Origin of the sequence: Vagococcus hydrophili, from assembly GCF_011304195.1 — a bacterium.
Classification (GTDB): domain Bacteria; phylum Bacillota; class Bacilli; order Lactobacillales; family Vagococcaceae; genus Vagococcus; species Vagococcus hydrophili.
Genome location: NZ_CP049887.1, coordinates 1,741,792 through 1,758,195 on the forward strand (window position 1 = coordinate 1,741,792; position 16,404 = coordinate 1,758,195).

13 protein-coding genes are annotated in these 16,404 nt (G+C 32.6%); 11 read left to right on the forward strand and 2 right to left on the reverse strand.

The features are described from left to right. Positions 1–260 precede the first annotated feature (260 nt). Both G7082_RS08655 and G7082_RS08660 read left to right on the forward strand, forming a co-directional pair. On the forward strand, positions 261–2,909 hold the full coding sequence (locus G7082_RS08655) for a cation-translocating P-type ATPase (RefSeq protein ID WP_166034702.1): 2,649 nt from the start codon (positions 261–263) through the stop codon (positions 2,907–2,909). A 254-nt stretch (positions 2,910–3,163) separates the two neighbouring features. Then, entirely contained in the window at positions 3,164–4,870 is a 1,707-nt protein-coding gene (locus tag G7082_RS08660) for an acyltransferase family protein (protein ID WP_166034703.1), read from the forward strand. A gap of 52 nt (positions 4,871–4,922) precedes the next feature. Here G7082_RS08660 and G7082_RS08665 read toward each other — a convergent pair whose 3' ends face one another. Further along, a complete protein-coding gene (locus G7082_RS08665) occupies positions 4,923–6,314 on the reverse strand; it encodes a sensor histidine kinase (RefSeq protein ID WP_166034704.1) in 1,392 nt (463 codons plus the stop codon). Next, on the reverse strand, positions 6,311–6,979 hold the full coding sequence (locus G7082_RS08670; protein WP_166034705.1) for a response regulator transcription factor: 669 nt from the start codon (positions 6,977–6,979) through the stop codon (positions 6,311–6,313). The genes G7082_RS08665 and G7082_RS08670 overlap by 4 nt, the downstream gene beginning before the upstream one ends. 160 nt (positions 6,980–7,139) lie before the next feature. On the opposite strand from G7082_RS08670, the gene G7082_RS08675 reads away from it, so the two are divergent. From G7082_RS08675 to G7082_RS08715, 9 genes are all read left to right on the forward strand, one after another. Then, positions 7,140–7,799 carry an ABC transporter ATP-binding protein gene (locus G7082_RS08675; RefSeq protein WP_166034706.1) on the forward strand — a complete coding sequence of 220 codons (660 nt, stop codon included), beginning with the start codon at positions 7,140–7,142 and terminating at the stop codon, positions 7,797–7,799. An 89-nt stretch (positions 7,800–7,888) separates the two neighbouring features. Then, the gene (locus tag G7082_RS08680) at positions 7,889–9,085 is read left to right on the forward strand and encodes an ABC transporter permease (protein WP_166034707.1); all 1,197 of its coding nucleotides are present in this window, start codon (positions 7,889–7,891) and stop codon (positions 9,083–9,085) included. A gap of 18 nt (positions 9,086–9,103) precedes the next feature. Continuing rightward, a complete protein-coding gene (locus G7082_RS08685) occupies positions 9,104–10,606 on the forward strand; it encodes a hypothetical protein (RefSeq protein ID WP_166034708.1) in 1,503 nt (500 codons plus the stop codon). A gap of 215 nt (positions 10,607–10,821) precedes the next feature. Beyond that, entirely contained in the window at positions 10,822–11,214 is a 393-nt protein-coding gene (locus tag G7082_RS08690; protein WP_166034709.1) for a RidA family protein, read from the forward strand. 127 nt (positions 11,215–11,341) lie between these two features. Further along, positions 11,342–11,857, forward strand: coding sequence for an RNA polymerase sigma factor (locus G7082_RS08695; RefSeq protein WP_166034710.1), 516 nt, complete (start codon positions 11,342–11,344; stop codon positions 11,855–11,857). Next, positions 11,858–13,258 (forward strand): hypothetical protein, encoded by a 1,401-nt coding sequence (locus G7082_RS08700; protein WP_166034711.1) that lies wholly within the window; start codon positions 11,858–11,860, stop codon positions 13,256–13,258. It begins immediately after the preceding gene. A 21-nt stretch (positions 13,259–13,279) separates the two neighbouring features. Continuing rightward, on the forward strand, positions 13,280–13,462 hold the full coding sequence (locus tag G7082_RS08705) for a hypothetical protein (protein WP_166034712.1): 183 nt from the start codon (positions 13,280–13,282) through the stop codon (positions 13,460–13,462). A gap of 165 nt (positions 13,463–13,627) precedes the next feature. After that, positions 13,628–14,902 carry an MFS transporter gene (locus G7082_RS08710; protein WP_166034713.1) on the forward strand — a complete coding sequence of 425 codons (1,275 nt, stop codon included), beginning with the start codon at positions 13,628–13,630 and terminating at the stop codon, positions 14,900–14,902. Between the two features lie 26 nt (positions 14,903–14,928). Continuing rightward, on the forward strand, positions 14,929–16,362 hold the full coding sequence (locus tag G7082_RS08715) for a glycoside hydrolase family 32 protein (protein WP_166034714.1): 1,434 nt from the start codon (positions 14,929–14,931) through the stop codon (positions 16,360–16,362). Positions 16,363–16,404: the final 42 nt, after the last annotated feature.

Here is a 16,404-nt window from a genome sequence, read left to right on the forward strand (position 1 = left end):
TTTCAGAAATTTTCAAACAAAGAGGTTGCGGATTTTGTGAATATTTGATATTATAACTTTACAATAATTTAACCTCTTAGGGGAGTAACCAGTAGCTAAACGAATTAGGTAGCTGCGCTAATGTCAACAGTAAGTTAACAGAAATGTTTTCTGGTATTAGATGAAATGGTGAGACTTAAGACAAGTATTTACTTGTCTTAAGTCTCTTTTTTGTTTTTCATGGGTACTCCTGATAAGAAAAGAAAGGGTAGGGATCTTGATTGGAAAAGAAAATATATCAAGTCGGTATTGAAGATGTCATAAAAGAAGTTAATTCCTCAAAAGAAGGATTAACAGGAAGTGAGGCAAAAACTCGCTTAGAAAAAAACGGCTACAATCAATTAAAAGAAGCACCTAAAAAGACAAGCTTTGCTTTATTTTTAGAAACATTTAAAGATGCAATGGTGATTGTTTTATTAATTGTCGCTATCATTCAAATGGCGATGGGCTCTTACATTGAGTCACTTGTTATTTTTGCGGTTCTTTTAATGAACTCAGTAGTCAGCGTGATTCAAACAAAAAAAGCAGAAGGTTCACTTGATGCTTTAAAGAGTCTATCAGCGCCTGATGCGAAAGTCATTCGTGAAGGAAAAGAAATGAGCATCCCTGCAAAAGAAGTGGTTGTAGGCGACGTGGTTATTTTAGAAGCAGGTGATTATGTTCCTGCTGACGGTCGCTTACTTGATGCGGGTTCTTTAAAAGTGGATGAGGGTATGCTAACTGGTGAATCTGTTCCAGCTGAAAAAACGCTAGACGTTATTTCAGAAGTTGTTCCAATTGGAGATCGTAGTAACATGGTCTTTAGTGGCACAATCGTAACATATGGTCGAGGTCTGTTTCTTGTTACAGCTATAGGAAATGACACTGAAATTGGAGAGGTAGCAACGTTACTTGAAAGTACAGTTGATCAAAAAACACCATTACAGCGTGGTTTAGATAGTTTTAGTAAAAAACTTAGTTTAGCTATCTTAGTTTTATCATTAGTTATTTTAGGTGTTCAAGTCGCTAGAATTATGATAAATGGTGGTTCTGGTGACATGACGGCTGATTTATTAAATGCCTTTATGTTTGCTGTGGCTGTGGCTGTAGCCGCCATTCCAGAAGCATTACAATCAATTGTGACGATTGTTTTATCTATCGGAACCAAACAAATGGCAAGTCAAAATGCCATCATTCGTAAACTTCCCGCAGTAGAAACTTTGGGTTCGACAAGTGTGGTATGTACGGATAAAACAGGAACACTGACACAAAATAAAATGACAATTGTTGATTTTTACTTACCAATCGAGCAGTCTAAAGAGGAATTATCTGATGTAAGTAAATGGAGCCATTCGTTTAAGAAATTAATGGAAATCAGCTTACTGGCTAATGATGCAACGATTAATGAAGATAATCAAAAATTAGGTGATCCAACAGAAATTGCCTTTCTGGATTATAGCGATACGTTAAATCATTCATATCGTGAGGTAAGACAAAATCATCCTCGTTTACAAGAACTACCATTTGATTCTGATCGAAAATTAATGTCGACACTACATTTAATTGATGGTGAACATTTACTATTAACAAAAGGTGGACCAGATGTTCTTTTAGGTCGTAGCTCGAAAATTTTATTAGATAATGAAGTTGTCCCATTAACAGAAGATATTCTAGCTAAGATTCAAGAACAGAATGAAGCCTTCTCAAATCGTGCCTTACGCGTCTTGGCGTTTGCATACAAACCTTTAGAAAATCGTGAATTAGCTTTAGAAGATGAAGATGATTTAATTTTCGTTGGTCTAATGGCAATGATTGATCCACCGAGAGACACGGTAACTCAAGCTGTAACGGACGCTAAAAGCGCTGGAATTAAAACAGTGATGATTACAGGAGATCACAAGACAACAGCTGTAGCAATTGCTCGTGAGATTGGTATCTTCGAAACAGATGATTTAGCATTAACAGGCACAGAATTAGATGCGTTAACAGAAGATGAATTAATGGAGCGTTTAGAAAGAATTTCAGTTTATGCTCGTGTGTCGCCAGAAAATAAAATCCGAATTGTCAAAGCTTGGCAAGCAAAAGGTCATGTGTCAGCAATGACAGGAGACGGTGTGAATGACGCACCAGCCTTAAAACAAGCCGACATCGGAATTGCCATGGGTACAGGAACAGACGTAGCTAAAGATGCGGCTGCCATGATTTTAACAGACGATAACTTTGCTTCAATTATTAGTGCTGTAAAAGTGGGGCGCAATGTCTTTGATAATATTAAAAAAGCGATTGCTTATCTATTTGCAGGTAACTTAGGAGCAATCATTGCGATTCTGTTTGCTCTAGTTATGGATTGGGCAAACCCATTTACAGCCTTACAATTACTATTTATTAACTTAGTCAATGATTCATTACCAGCGATTGCTCTAGGGATGGAAAAAGCTGAACCAACGATTATGAAACGCTCACCAAGAAATCCAAATGCAGGTATTTTCACTGGAAAAACATTAACATCGGTAACGTATCGTGGAATTATTATTGCTGTAGCTGTGATTTTTGCACAGTGGTTAGGTATGAGAGAATCAGCTGAGTTAGGTGTGGCAATGGCCTTCTCAACATTAATTTGGAGCCGTACCCTGCAAACATTCCCAGCAAGATCTAATAGTGAAACAGCCATTAAAGCAGGATTTTTCTCTAACAAAACGGTCTTAGTTTCTGTAGCAGTGTGTTCTGTGCTTTACGGAGTAACATTGATTCCTGGAATAAGACAAGTCTTCTCATTACCAGCTTCATTCTCATTAAATGATATTGCGATGTCAATTGGTTTAGCCATTGTAGCAACTCTTTTAATGGAAGTAACTAAATTAGTATTAGGTGCTGTTCAAAAAAATAAATAATCAATCAATCTGTTACGTAGTACCTTAATTAGGTTTACGTGACAGGTTTTTTTTATCGAATAAAAATGAACGGTTAAATTATTTAAAAAAAGAGCATAATACTTTGGTTTAGCTGATAAACAAGTTAAAATTAAGGGGTTAAGGGAGAACTATTTTCAAAAATACAACCCTTTTTTGTGGTTGACTTTTTACCTAAAAATGTGGATTATGTATCGTAGAGGATTAGTTAGGGTTTATTTAGAAAGGAAATGCATTTGAAAAAATATTATCACGGTTTGGACGGATTGCGAACGATTGCAATTATTGGAGTGGTTCTCTATCATTTATTACCCAATGTTTTTAAAGGTGGGTTTTTAGGAGTACCATTATTCTTCTCAATTTCAGGATTTTTAATCACAGCACCTCTAATAGAAGAAAAGAAAAAGTCGGAACATATTAATTATAAAAAATTTTATTTAAAAAGAATTAAACGAATTTATCCTTCTATGGTAATCATGCTAGTGGTTGTTGGATTAATAGCACTTATTGTTGAGAAGGATCAAGGGTACTGGATGGAGGCGATTAGTTCTCTTTTAGGAGTTAATAATTTATGGCAACTAAACAATCAAGTGTCCTATTTTGAACAGTTTAAAGACTTAAATTTGTTGAAACATTTATGGTCTTTATCTGTAGAATTACAGTTTTACCTTATTATGCCGTTGATTGTTGGAAAATTTGTTAACAAGAAGAATGGTGTGAACCGATTAAGAGAATTTTTGGTTATCATGACGTTATTATCTTGGTTGATAATGATGACAGTCTTTTTGTTTAAAGGAAATTCAACAGTTTATTACCTATTTACAGCGAGATTTTTCTCCTTTAGTATGGGCTCAATTGTGAGTATTTTATATTTTAATCATAATCTAAAACGTAATTTTAACCATAGTTTAGTGACGATTGGCTTAATGCTGATTGCTCTATTCGTTATTTCGGATTATAAGCCGTCTACGTATTTAGTTGGCATGTTTGCATTTAGTTTACTAGGAGCCTTTACTATTTGGTCAGTGGTATCTAATGATAAGATTGATCAATTATTTTCTAATAAATTTTTTCAGTTTATTGGATTAAGAAGCTATGATATCTTTTTATGGTATTATCCAGTCTTAGCTTTGTATCAAAAATATGTCAAATGGGATGGAAGTTTACCAACGTTTCATATAACCGTACAACTTTTAATTATTTTAGCTTTAAGTAATTTCTCTTATTATCTTTCTCAGTATATTGTAGGTAAGAGAGAAAAGAAAAACACATTACAATTAGTAATCGCTGTGGAGTGTTTATTCTTAGTGGGAATCACGGTGACAGCGGGGACGATGATTTTAAACCATCAGAAAGAAACAAAAATAGAAGTAGCAACAAGTTCGTCTAGTAGTGAAATTTCCAAGAATATTACTAAAGAACCTGAGCAAAAAAAAGCAACCGAGACAACAACTAAACCAGAACCTAAAAAAGAAGTAAATAGTATTCTTTTTTTAGGTGATTCTGTCATGCTTGGAGCGGAAGAAAAAATTAAAGAAACCTTTAATGGCAAACAGTTAGAAGTTAAAGCGCGTGTTGGAAAACAACCTTATGAAATCTTAACCGATCTAGAAGAAACAGATTTGACTCAGTATGAAATGGTTGTTATTGGTGTTGGAAATAATGGATTAGTACGAAAAAATGAATTTGACCAAATTGTTAATGAACTTGAAAATAAACGAATTATTTTTGTAACAACGGCTGTCGAGATGCCTTGGAAAGTACCAAGTAATAATATCTTAAAAGAGTACGATAAAAATAATAAGAATATTGAATTGTTTGATTGGGATACTTATGTAGCCCAGCATCCTAATGAAGGACTGTTAGAAGAAGATGGCATTCATTTAACGCTTAGAGGACAAGAAGAGTATACGCGATTACTTAAAGAAGTGATTGAGAAATAGTAAAAAAGATTCTAAAGATAAGATGAACATCTATCTTTAGAATCTTTTTTAGTTATAAATTAATTTTAAAAACCATTCCTGTATTTTCTCTGTTCGGAGTAAAACTAATCTCATACTGATAAAAATCAGCAAGTTGTTTAACAAAAAACAACCCAAGTCCAGAACCACCATCGTTTCTATTTCTTGCAAAATCAGGTCGGTAGAAGGGGTCAAATATTTTCATTAAAATATCTTCTTCTAGTGGTATACAGTTATTCTCAATGGTTATCATTTTTTGTTGATAGGTAATCTTAATTTGACTTTGATCGAAGGAGTATCGATAAGCATTATTAATAATATTAGATAAAATTCGGGTTAAATCTTCTGGATTTACTAAAACTGAATCCTCAGAAATGTTGAGTAGAAAGTCTTTTTTACCTTGGTTGGGTAGTAATTTATTTGCTTCGATAAGTGGTGAAATTAAATCTTTCAGATTAACTTTTTCCAATGATTTTTTTTTATTAACACTCTCGGTCAGTTTATAAACTGAGGTGATTTCTGAAATAAGTTTGGTTTGCTGATTCAGTAATTCTTGGCATTTTTTTAAGTAGGTTTCATGATCTTGATACTTTCCGATATTTAAGCTCATACCTTCAACTAACCCAGACATAATCGCAACAGGTGTTTTTAATTCATGAGCAGCACTCTGAACAAAATAAGCTTTATTTTTCTCAGCTTCTTTTCTTTTATCCACTTCTTTTTCTAAAGAATGAATGGCTTCTTTTAGTGTGTCATTTAAATGAGTAATATCATTTGCTAAGTCAGATATTTCATCTTTTCCACTAATATGACAGGTGACATCTTGTTCAAAATCAACCATTTTTCGCGTGTTCTCTGAGACTAAACGGATTCTCTTGGTAGATAACTTTGAATAAATAAGAGCAGCGATCATTCCTAAAAGAAGAGAGATACCTATTATGTACGGAGCCAAATCTAGAAGAACACGTTTAGCGTCTGAGATGGGTTGTGAGTAAATCTCAGTGACTAAGGTGTACTCTGTGCCTTCTTTATCCTTAAATGATTTTCTTTGAATAATTAGTCCTGGAAAAGTTGTTATTAGCTCTTTTGATGAGGGTTCCTTAGTTAATTCTTCAGTGTTTTTTTGATCATCAAATATGAAAAAAGTACTTGTATTAGGGAAAGATTCCGAGAGCAAGTTTCCATTTTTGTCCAGCAATTTATAAGCATAATTAAAATCTAAAGAAGAATCAATGATGTGTTTAATCTCATCGAAGGATTTCTTTTCAAAAGAACTAATTAATTCTTCTGTTTTACTGGTTGCTTCTTTTTTTAGTTTGTTCTCATAATAACTAGGCATCCACAGATAGAGGGTTAATAGAGTGACAAGAGAAACAAGACTGATGATGCCGGTGGTATAGAAGAAATTTTTCATCCATATTTTCATTTTGAAACCTCTAATTTATAACCAATACCAGTGACTGTCTGAATAGTAACTTCAGGCAGTTTTTTGCGAATGTTTTTAAAATGATTATCTAGTAATCGGTTATCCAAGTTATCTTCATATCCCCAAACATTATAAATTATTTGTCCACGAGGAATAACTGTATTCGGACGCTTAGTTAAACAAGCTAAAATTTCAAACTCTTTTTTTGTTAACTCAACTAATTGATCATTATACGTGACTTGATAATCTTCATAAGAGATATCTAAGTCGCCTAATAATTTGTCAGAATTTATTTGATTATCAGGTCTAGAACGTCGTAACACAGCTTCGATTCGTTTAACTAAAATAGAAGGGGAAAAAGGTTTAGTGATGTAGTCATCAATGTGTTGATTGAAACTAGCTAATTGTGTGTACTCATCATCTAGGGCAGTCATCATGATAATGGGGACACTGCTTGTTGTACGAATATTTTTCAAAACATCTAACCCGCTAATTTTAGGAAGCATAATATCTAGTAAAATTAAGTCAAAATTTTGCTCATTAAATACAACTAAACCTTCCTCGCCATTAATCGCAGTAGTTACTTTAAAGTTAGCATCCATTAAAAATTCTGAAACAATCTCACTTAACATCTCTTCATCTTCTATTAATAAAATATGTGTCATAACGATTCACCTCTCATGGTTTATTATCTTTATTGTAACAAAAAAATAAGATAATAATTTTGAACTATCAAAAAAACAGAAAAAAAACAGATGGAACATACATGATACAGAGATGTATTTCGTATGATAGAACTATCAACAAATTGAGAGGACGAGAGACATGCTTGAAATAAAAAATATTACCAAAATTTATAATCCTAAACACGCTCAACCTTTAAAAGCATTGAAAGGAATTAATTTAACTTTCAATGCGGGTGAATTTATTTGTATTTTAGGAAAATCAGGATCAGGAAAATCAACATTACTTAATATTTTAGCAGGATTTGATCAGCCAAGTTCTGGTGAAGTTTTATTAAATGGGAAAGACATTTCAAAATTTTCAGGAATAGAGATGGCGGATTACCGAAAAGATAAGATTGGCTTTGTTTTTCAGGATTTCCAATTATTGGATCATTTAAGTGTCTTTGAAAATGTCAAAATCGGCTTAGCTATGGAAGCGAGTATCACGAAGGAAAAGAAAGATGAATTAGTTAATGATATTTTGTACAAGGTGGGGCTAACCAAACATGCTGATCACAAACCTTCAGAGTTATCTGGTGGTCAAAAACAACGTGTTTCAATCGCTAGAGCGTTAGTGAAACAACCAGATATTTTGATTGCTGACGAACCCACAGGCGCACTTGATAGTGAAACTTCTGTGGAGATTATGAATTTATTGAAACAGATATCTCAATCTGGAAAACTCGTCATTGTTGTGACTCACGATGAAGAATATGCTCACATGGCAACAGAAATTGTGACACTTGTTGATGGGATGTAATTAAAATAGAGCATACTGAAAATCTACCCACAGTGATAGATGAGACAACGCTTAAATCACTCTCACATAAACGATCCTTCGAAAAGAAAATGATTTTCAAATTAACCGCTCAAAAAATGCGGGAAAATCGTTGGCGATATTTATTAGTTAGTATCGGTTTAATTATTGGAATTGCTTCTTTATCTATTGCTTTTGGACTAAATAACGGTTTGAAATCTTACGTTAATTACATTAATACTAAAATTGTTGATGAGAAAAAGATTGTTATTGGTAAAAATGAAGAAATAACATCAGATGATATTTTTAAATTAAAGCAGAATAAAAATGTTATTTTAGCACAAGATGAGTACACGATGACGGCTAAAGATGCAAAATCTACTGAGTTGGGTAAAGATTCCGAGTTTAATGTGAAATCGGTAGTACCTAAAGAATATCAAGATAAGTTTGCGAAACCGAGCGTAACAGAAGGTAAACTTCCAGAAGATGGGAAGAAAGAAATTATTTTACCGATGAGCATGGCGAAAAAATTAGCTAAAGATAAATCGCCAAATTCTTTAATAGGGCAAACAGTCAACTTAAAATTTTTAGCTAAAGACGAGGTCAATCAGTACCCATCAAGATGGGATAATCAAGAGTTTAAAGTGACCGGTATTACTGAAAAAGCTTTAGTAGGGGAAGATTTCGCTTATATACCTTATGATACCCATAAAGATATCGTGAAACGTTCGCGCTTTTTAGGCAAAGAAGCAGATATTCCAACTGATAATATGAGTGTTTACGTAAAAAATAAGGAAGCCGTAGAATCAGTTTATGATGCGTTTAAAAAGGATTATAAAGTAACTAGACCCTCAGATGTTTTGAAAGAATTAACCAACGTCTTTAAAAATTTAAATACAATCGTGTTAATCGCTGCCATCTTAATTTTAATTATTTCAGCGATTATGATTGGGATTATTCTATTTATTAGTGTCTTAGAGAGACGGCGAGAAATTGGCTTGTTTATCTCAGTTGGTGCAACCAAAAAGGATATTAAAAAATTATTCTTATCAGAAGCTTTATTTATTGGAACACTGGCCTCTGTGTCAGGTGTTGCTCTTTCAGTTGTTCTGAAATTTTTAATTAATCCATTAGTTATTAAAATGATGAACTATCCAGTATTTGAACCAAGTATTATTACATGTAGTGCAGCGATTATTTTTGGTGTAGTTGTCAGTGTTCTAGCAAGTTTCATTCCAGCAACTAAAGCAGCTAACTTGTTACCAATTGATTTACTTAGAAGAAATTAGAAAAGAGGAAAAATAAAAATGAAGAAAAAATTAATCGTAATGACCCTTTCAGCAGTCATCTTAGGAAATATGGCGGCGTGTCAGGCAAAAAATAAAAAGGAAGAAACAAAGACGAGCCAAACAGAACAAGTCGCAACGGATAATAAAGAAACAGGTCAGCAAATGCCAACGTTATCTAAAAAAGAAATCGTGGCTTTAATGCCTGAGGTTGCTAAAAAAGCTAAAAAAATAATGGTGGATAATGGAGAAAAAATTCATCCTTCATTTAATATGAAAGACAAACAAATCTTGATTGTTAGTAACATTGCTAAAACGGCTTATTTAGTTAATAGTCAGGATGAGAAATTTGGAAAGAAAGATGAAGCTGTCGAGTATTCAACAGATACTATTATAGATAAACAAATTATGACAGGTGCTTTTGGTGAAACTGAATTTAATGGCAAAAAAACTTACTTTTATAATATAGATAATCAAATGGGACTGATTCAGAGTCAAGAGAAAGAAGAACAGAGTAACGAGATTGTAAGAACTGTTCTTCATGAAGGCATCCATATGTATTTACAACCAGTTATTGAGAAAGGTGAAAAAGTAGCTTCATTAGAGAGTGCAGGAACAGAAGCTAAACGTGCTTTGTCATACCCAATACCTATTGAGGATCGAATTAATCGAGCACAGCAAGCTTACTTTTACCGAGAAGCCTTGAAAGCAAAATCAGAGGAAGAGAAAATTAGTTTGATCAAGAAAGGTAATTTTTATTACAAAAAATTCACTGACTCTAATCCTGATAATGCTAAAAAAGAAGTATTTGATCGTATTGAGGGACAACCAACTTACTCGGAAGCTAGAGGACTTGCAACTGTGACTGGAAAAAACACAGACGATAAAACCTTGAATGATGAAACAATTAAAAATATTTTGAAAGATTACCGAGTAAGTGATGAGATGCTACAAATGGGAATGGAAGACATGGAATATTATTCAGTTGGTTCACTTGCTTACGGGAATATTCAAGTTTTAAATCAAATGAAAGAAGTTCAAGAAACGAATCAAAATCCTGTTCAGCACCTGTATGAAAAGTATGGTGTTGAAGAAAATAAAGGTAATGAAGAATTGACTAAAGGAATCAAAACCCAATTCGAAGAACAAAATGAGCAATTAAAACAACAAATTGATGGTGTCGATAAAAAAGTTAAAGATGCTGAATATACGAAAATAAAAGTTAATCTACCTGAAAAAATTGATGGATTTGAATTACACACTAATTCTGTAAATTATAAATTCCAAGAAAAAGAAGGAACGATTGAAACAATTTCTCAAGAATTAAAACTGGGAGAAAATCGTTTGAAACTGACACAATCCGAATTAATTAAGACAACTGAAAATGGAAAAGAAGTTTACTATTTAATGGTTCCTAAAAAAGATGTTGAGATTAAAGGAGATAAAGTTAGTATTCAATCAAAAGACATTCAAGTCTTTGATCAAAACTTTAAGAAAAATGGCGAGATGCTAGAGTTAAATTAATATCAAAAGATAAGTCTAGTCGATTGATTAGACTTATTTTTGATTATTTGTTAAGCTGATAATTCAAAGCGAAGGAGGGAAGTAATCAATGAAAAAAAGAGCATTAAACTATTTGCCTTTAGGCATTGGTTATCAAACTGCTATTTTCTTCTAAAATAGTCTAACTTATGAGTGGTAACCTAGAAGTTAGACTATGAAAGAATAGAGGGAAAAAGATGAATCAAATTATCAGAAAAAATCCAACAACTTTAGCAGCTCCAGTAGGAGAGTATAGCCATGTCACTGTTATCCCTAAAAATAGTACCTTGTATACTTTTTCAGGGCAGATTGGTATTGATCAAGAAAACAGGATTCCTGAGAGCCATACAAAACAAGTAGAGAATACCTTTAAGAATATTAAAAAGGCACTTGAATCAGAAGGTCTAACGGAACAAAATATTATTAAAGTTAATATTTGGTCAGTAGATGAAATCGATTGGGATCATTTTTATATTGTCTGGAGTGAGATGTTTCCAGTGAATCCTTCCATGACGATTGCTTATATATCAGCACTTGGATTACCTGAGATAAAAATTGAAATCGAAATACTTGCAGCAAAAGTAGATTGATGACAAAATAAATTAAATATCAAGAGAGACTAATCAAAAAAAGATTGGTCTCTTTTTTTGATAAAGTGTCCCAAATGATAAAGTTGAAACGTTATAAAGAGTATAAGGCGATGAAAGGGTGTGGCCTATGAGGAAAAAGCGGCAATTCTTTGAACGAATTTATCAAGAATATGAGCAAAAAATTTATCATGTGGCATATTCTATTTTAAATAATGAAGAGCAAGCTGAAGATACAACACAAGATGTTTTTGAGGAACTGTTTAAAAATTTAGATAAACTTATTGAATTTGATTCATTAGATTTAAAAAAATATATTTTAAGAGTTTCAAAAAATAAAGCGATTGATTTGTACCGAAAAAATAAATCTCAAATTAATTATCTGAAAGATATAAAAGAACGAAGCACAAAGGATTTTTCAGAGTCAAATGTGGAAGAAAAGTTAGAAGAATTAGTAACGAAAGATAAATATGCAGAAGTTGTCAAACTATTATCAAAAAAATCAGTCAAATCATTTATTTATGTTGTTTACTATGGGTTAACGCCTAAAGAAGCTAGTTTGATTTTAAATGAGAAAGAAGAAACAGTAAGAAAGAGAGTTCAGAGAGCGACCAATAAAATAAAAGAAGTTATGGAGGTAACATAAATGAAAGAATTTGAGCAATTAGTAATAGAGGAATTTGCAGAAAAATTATCTTTAGAAGATTTTGATAATTATGAAGGTGTTCATACGTTTTCATTAACTTATCAAAAGAAAAGAAAAAAATTACAAAAAAAAATTAATAAACAAGGTCATTTAACAGAGTGGTCAACCAATAAATTAGCAGCTGCTGCAGTATTTATGATTATCGTGCCAACAACTGCATACGGAGCAAAAACTTTTTATGAGTGGTATGTAAATAAAAATAATCATGAACTAACGATTAGTTTAAAAAATGAAGACGAGAAAAAATCAGCTAAAAAGTATTATCAATTAGCATTAGGTGATGTTCCAAAAGAGATGGAACTAGAAGGGAATCATTTAAATTTTAAAAATCAACAATCAAAGGAAGGTGTGATATTTAACCTATGGCGTATTCGTAAGGATGTTAGTTTTCAAGAACTCTCTACTGAATCATACGAAGAAAAAAGTATTTCAGGCCATAAAAGTATGATTGTTAAAAAAGTAGAGGACGAGTTAGATAGCTTTAATCGAACAGTTTATATGGTTTTTGAGAAAGAACATATTTTAGTTGAAGCAAGTGTGGCAAAAAATATGTCCGATGAAGCGCTCCTTAAAATCTTAGAAAAAGTGAGTTTAAAAGAAGTAGAGAAAGAGAAAAGTGACTATATCTTTGATGAAAAAGATTTTGAAAAACGTTTTGCTGATTATTTTGACTCAAAAGAAGAGAAAATAAAAGGACTACCTAAAAATAGTGATAATTTATATCAAGCCGATGAATCAATAAATTATAAAGTACAGGATAAACATATTTCTTTTGATTTAAATAGTGTGGAAGTTTTAGATAATATCAATGCAGTCTCTGATAAACAAGGTTTTAATCAAGAATCTCTGAATCATGTAAAATCACTAGAAATGTTAGATGACAAAGGTCAGTTGAAAAAATTTAAACAAAAAGAATATCAATCAGGTGATGGTATCAATGAAGTCAATAAAGTTGTTGCTGAAAGGGAAGTTCAGCCAAAATTTGTTTACTTAAGTGGGACAGTAAAAAATCTATCTAATAAAAAAATAACAGATTTATATATGACAGGAACTGTGGCGTATCTTGAAGAAAAAAATCAACAATTTAATTATATTGATGATAAAAATAAAATGTATTTACCACAATCACAAACGCTAAATATTGATTACTTTAATGCTGGAAATAAAGGGAAAAACGATTTTATAACTTTAGAACCTAATGAAACAGTGACCTATCAATTTGGATTTTTTGTTGACGAAGATAAATTAGATAAGATGTTTCTGCCAATCGTTCCTTTTGATAAAGATCACGATATGATGAATTTGGACGACAATAGAATTTGGATGGATATCAGACAGTAAAAATTTAAGGAGAGGATCAGCATGAAATCAATTATGTCTTTCATAAAAGAAAATGATGATTATGTTCTAGTGGTCATGATCTGCTTAACAACTTTTTTCATGATTTCAGTAGATAAAGATTTACTTATTATTTTAGTCTTTCTAAGTATCATACTATTCCCAATCATCTTTTTATGGAGTTTGGTGAAATTTATTAACAAATGATCAAGAGAAAGTTTAAGTATGAGGGTGACTTTTTAGTTCATCCTCTATTCTGTTATATTTATACTAACCGGTTGACATATAAAGATTAATCCTTTATACTCTTTTTAAAGAAAACGTTTACCTATTTGTGTCAATCGGTTATCATAAAGAGCAGGAGGAATCATAATGTCGAAATTTAAACAGTCTTTAAAAAATTCATCGTACTTACAAAGCTCATTAACCTTATTTTTATTTTTTGCTTCATGGGGGATTTGGTGGTCATTCTTTCAATTATGGTTAACATCTGAAACAAATGGTTTGGGATTAAGTGGAAGCGCTGTTGGTAAAGTGTTTTCAGTCAATTCTTTAGTGACCTTAATTTTAATGTTCATCTACGGTACTTTACAAGATAAACTTGTGATAAAAAGACACCTGTTGATCTTTACTTCATGTGTCTCAAGTTTAGTAGGCCCTTTCTTTATTTATATTTATGGTCCGCTTCTGAAAAACAATTTCACAGTTGGTTTAGGAGTGGGAGCTCTGTTCTTATCTGCAGGTTACTTATCGGCTGTAGGAATCTTTGAAGCTGTCTCTGAAAGATTTAGTCGCCTTTTTGATTTTGAGTATGGACAAGCTAGAGCTTGGGGCTCATTGGGTTATGCGGTTGTAGCATTAGTGGCAGGGTTCCTATTTGTTAAAAATCCAGCTCTTAACTTTTGGGCGGGTTCATTTTTTGGAATATTACTCTTACTAAATTTATTATTTTGGAAACCTAAAAAAGAACGAGAAGAAAATGAAACATTGGCAAATGAAGAAGCAGAAGCAAGTGTACCAAGCATTAAAGAAATGTTATCTTTACTTAAATCATCTCATTTATGGGCAATTATTATATTCATTATGTTTACTTGGACTTTCTATAATGTTTTTGACCAACAAATGTTTCCGGGTTTTTATACAAGCTTATTTTCAACAGCAGCTTTAGGAGAAAAAACCTATGGCACGCTAAACGCGGTTCAAGTTTTCTGTGAAGCATTGATGCTAGGCATCGTTCCAATGATTATGAAAAAAATTGGTGTAAGAAATACCTTATTAACTGGTGTTGCTTTAATGGCAATTAGAATTGGTTTGTGTGGTTTTGCGTCAACTCCAATGCTTGTTTCAGGGATTAAGATGCTACATGCCATTGAAGTTCCTATGTTTATTTTACCCATGTTTCGTTATTTCACGTTGCATTTTGATATTAAATTATCAGCAACGTTATATATGATTGGTTTTCAAATTGCAGCTCAAATTGGTCAGGTAATTTTATCTACTCCTTTAGGAATACTTAGAGATAACGTGGGCTACTCAACCACATTTAAAATTATCTCAGGGATTGTTATTTTGGCGGCTGGATATGCGTTTGTCATTTTGAAGAAGGATGATGAAGACGTTCAAGGTGATCCATTTATCCGTAGTTAATAAAAAAAAGAAAGTGAGCGATAATTATGTTAAAAAAACCCGTAAAATTAACCGATGAAAGATATAGATTAGGTTACCATGTTTCAGCAAGTCAAGGATGGATTAATGATCCAAATGGTTTTTGCTATTTCAACGGCTACTACCATATTTTTTTCCAGCATCATCCTTATAGCTCAGAATGGGGTCCCATGCATTGGGGACATGCTAGAAGTAAAGACTTAGTTCATTGGGAGGAATTACCAATTGCCTTAACGCCTGGTGATATTGAAGACAAGGACGGTTGTTTCTCAGGAAGTGCCATTGTAAAAGACGATGTGATGTATCTATTTTATACAGGTCATCACTATTACGGAGACAATGATCCGGATCATTTTTGGCAAAATCAAAACATGGCTTATAGTAAAGATGGTATTCACTTTACGAAATATGAAAACAATCCGATAATTGAAAAAGAACCAGAAGACAATACGCATCATTTTAGAGATCCTAAAGTATGGCTATATGAAGATAAGTATTACATGATTTTAGGAAGCCAAGGGAAAGATGGTTTAGGCCGTGGTATTATCTATACCTCTTCGGATTTGATTAATTGGGATTATGAAGGTGACATGTCTAAAGCAAGTAGTTTAGCAGATGAGGGGTTTATGTGGGAATGCCCAGACTTCTTTCATTTAGATAGAAAAGAAGTGTTGTTATTATCTCCTCAAGGAATGGAGGAGAGTGGAAAAAACTATTTAAATCTTTTTCAAACAGGCTATTTTGTTGGTCAACATGATTATTTGACGAATACGTTCCATCGTGAGGAGTTCACTGAATTAGATAGAGGTCATGATTTTTATGCAACTCAAACAACAGAAGTACCTGATGGACGCCGAATTGTTTTTGGGTGGATGGCGATGTGGGAAAGTGATATGCCTGAAAAAGTTGATGGCTGGGCTGGAGCGTTGACTCTTCCAAGAGAATTAAGGTTAAAAGATAATCATCTATATATGAGTCCAGTTAAAGAGTTAGAAAAGTTGAGAACAGATCAGGGACAAGATCATCATATTAATAAAAAAGGTGAAGTGATCCTTGCTGAATCTGTGTCGTCTACTGAAATTTTAATCGAGGTTGATTTAAGAAATACAGAGAATCAAGAAATGACTTTTGCTTTAAAAGATAAAGAAAATGAATCGATCTTAAGTTTAACCTATTCTCAAAATAATCAGGAATTAATTTTAAACCGAGAAGATGTTTCTGATCCACGTTTTGGTATGATTCAAGAAGCTGAAGAATTATCACTGCGAGTGTTTATTGATAAAAGTTCGGTGGAAATTTTTATCAATGAAGGAGAAGTAGTATTTACAGAACGATTTTATGCTGAAGAGGCACCAAATTTCACGATTGAAACAACTAAACAAACTGAAGTTGAGAGTACTGTTTACAAGTTAAATCACTCAGCGATCACTTACTTAAGTTAATTAAAAAGGTCACGCCTGACAAAAAGTGGTTAGTCAGAGGGT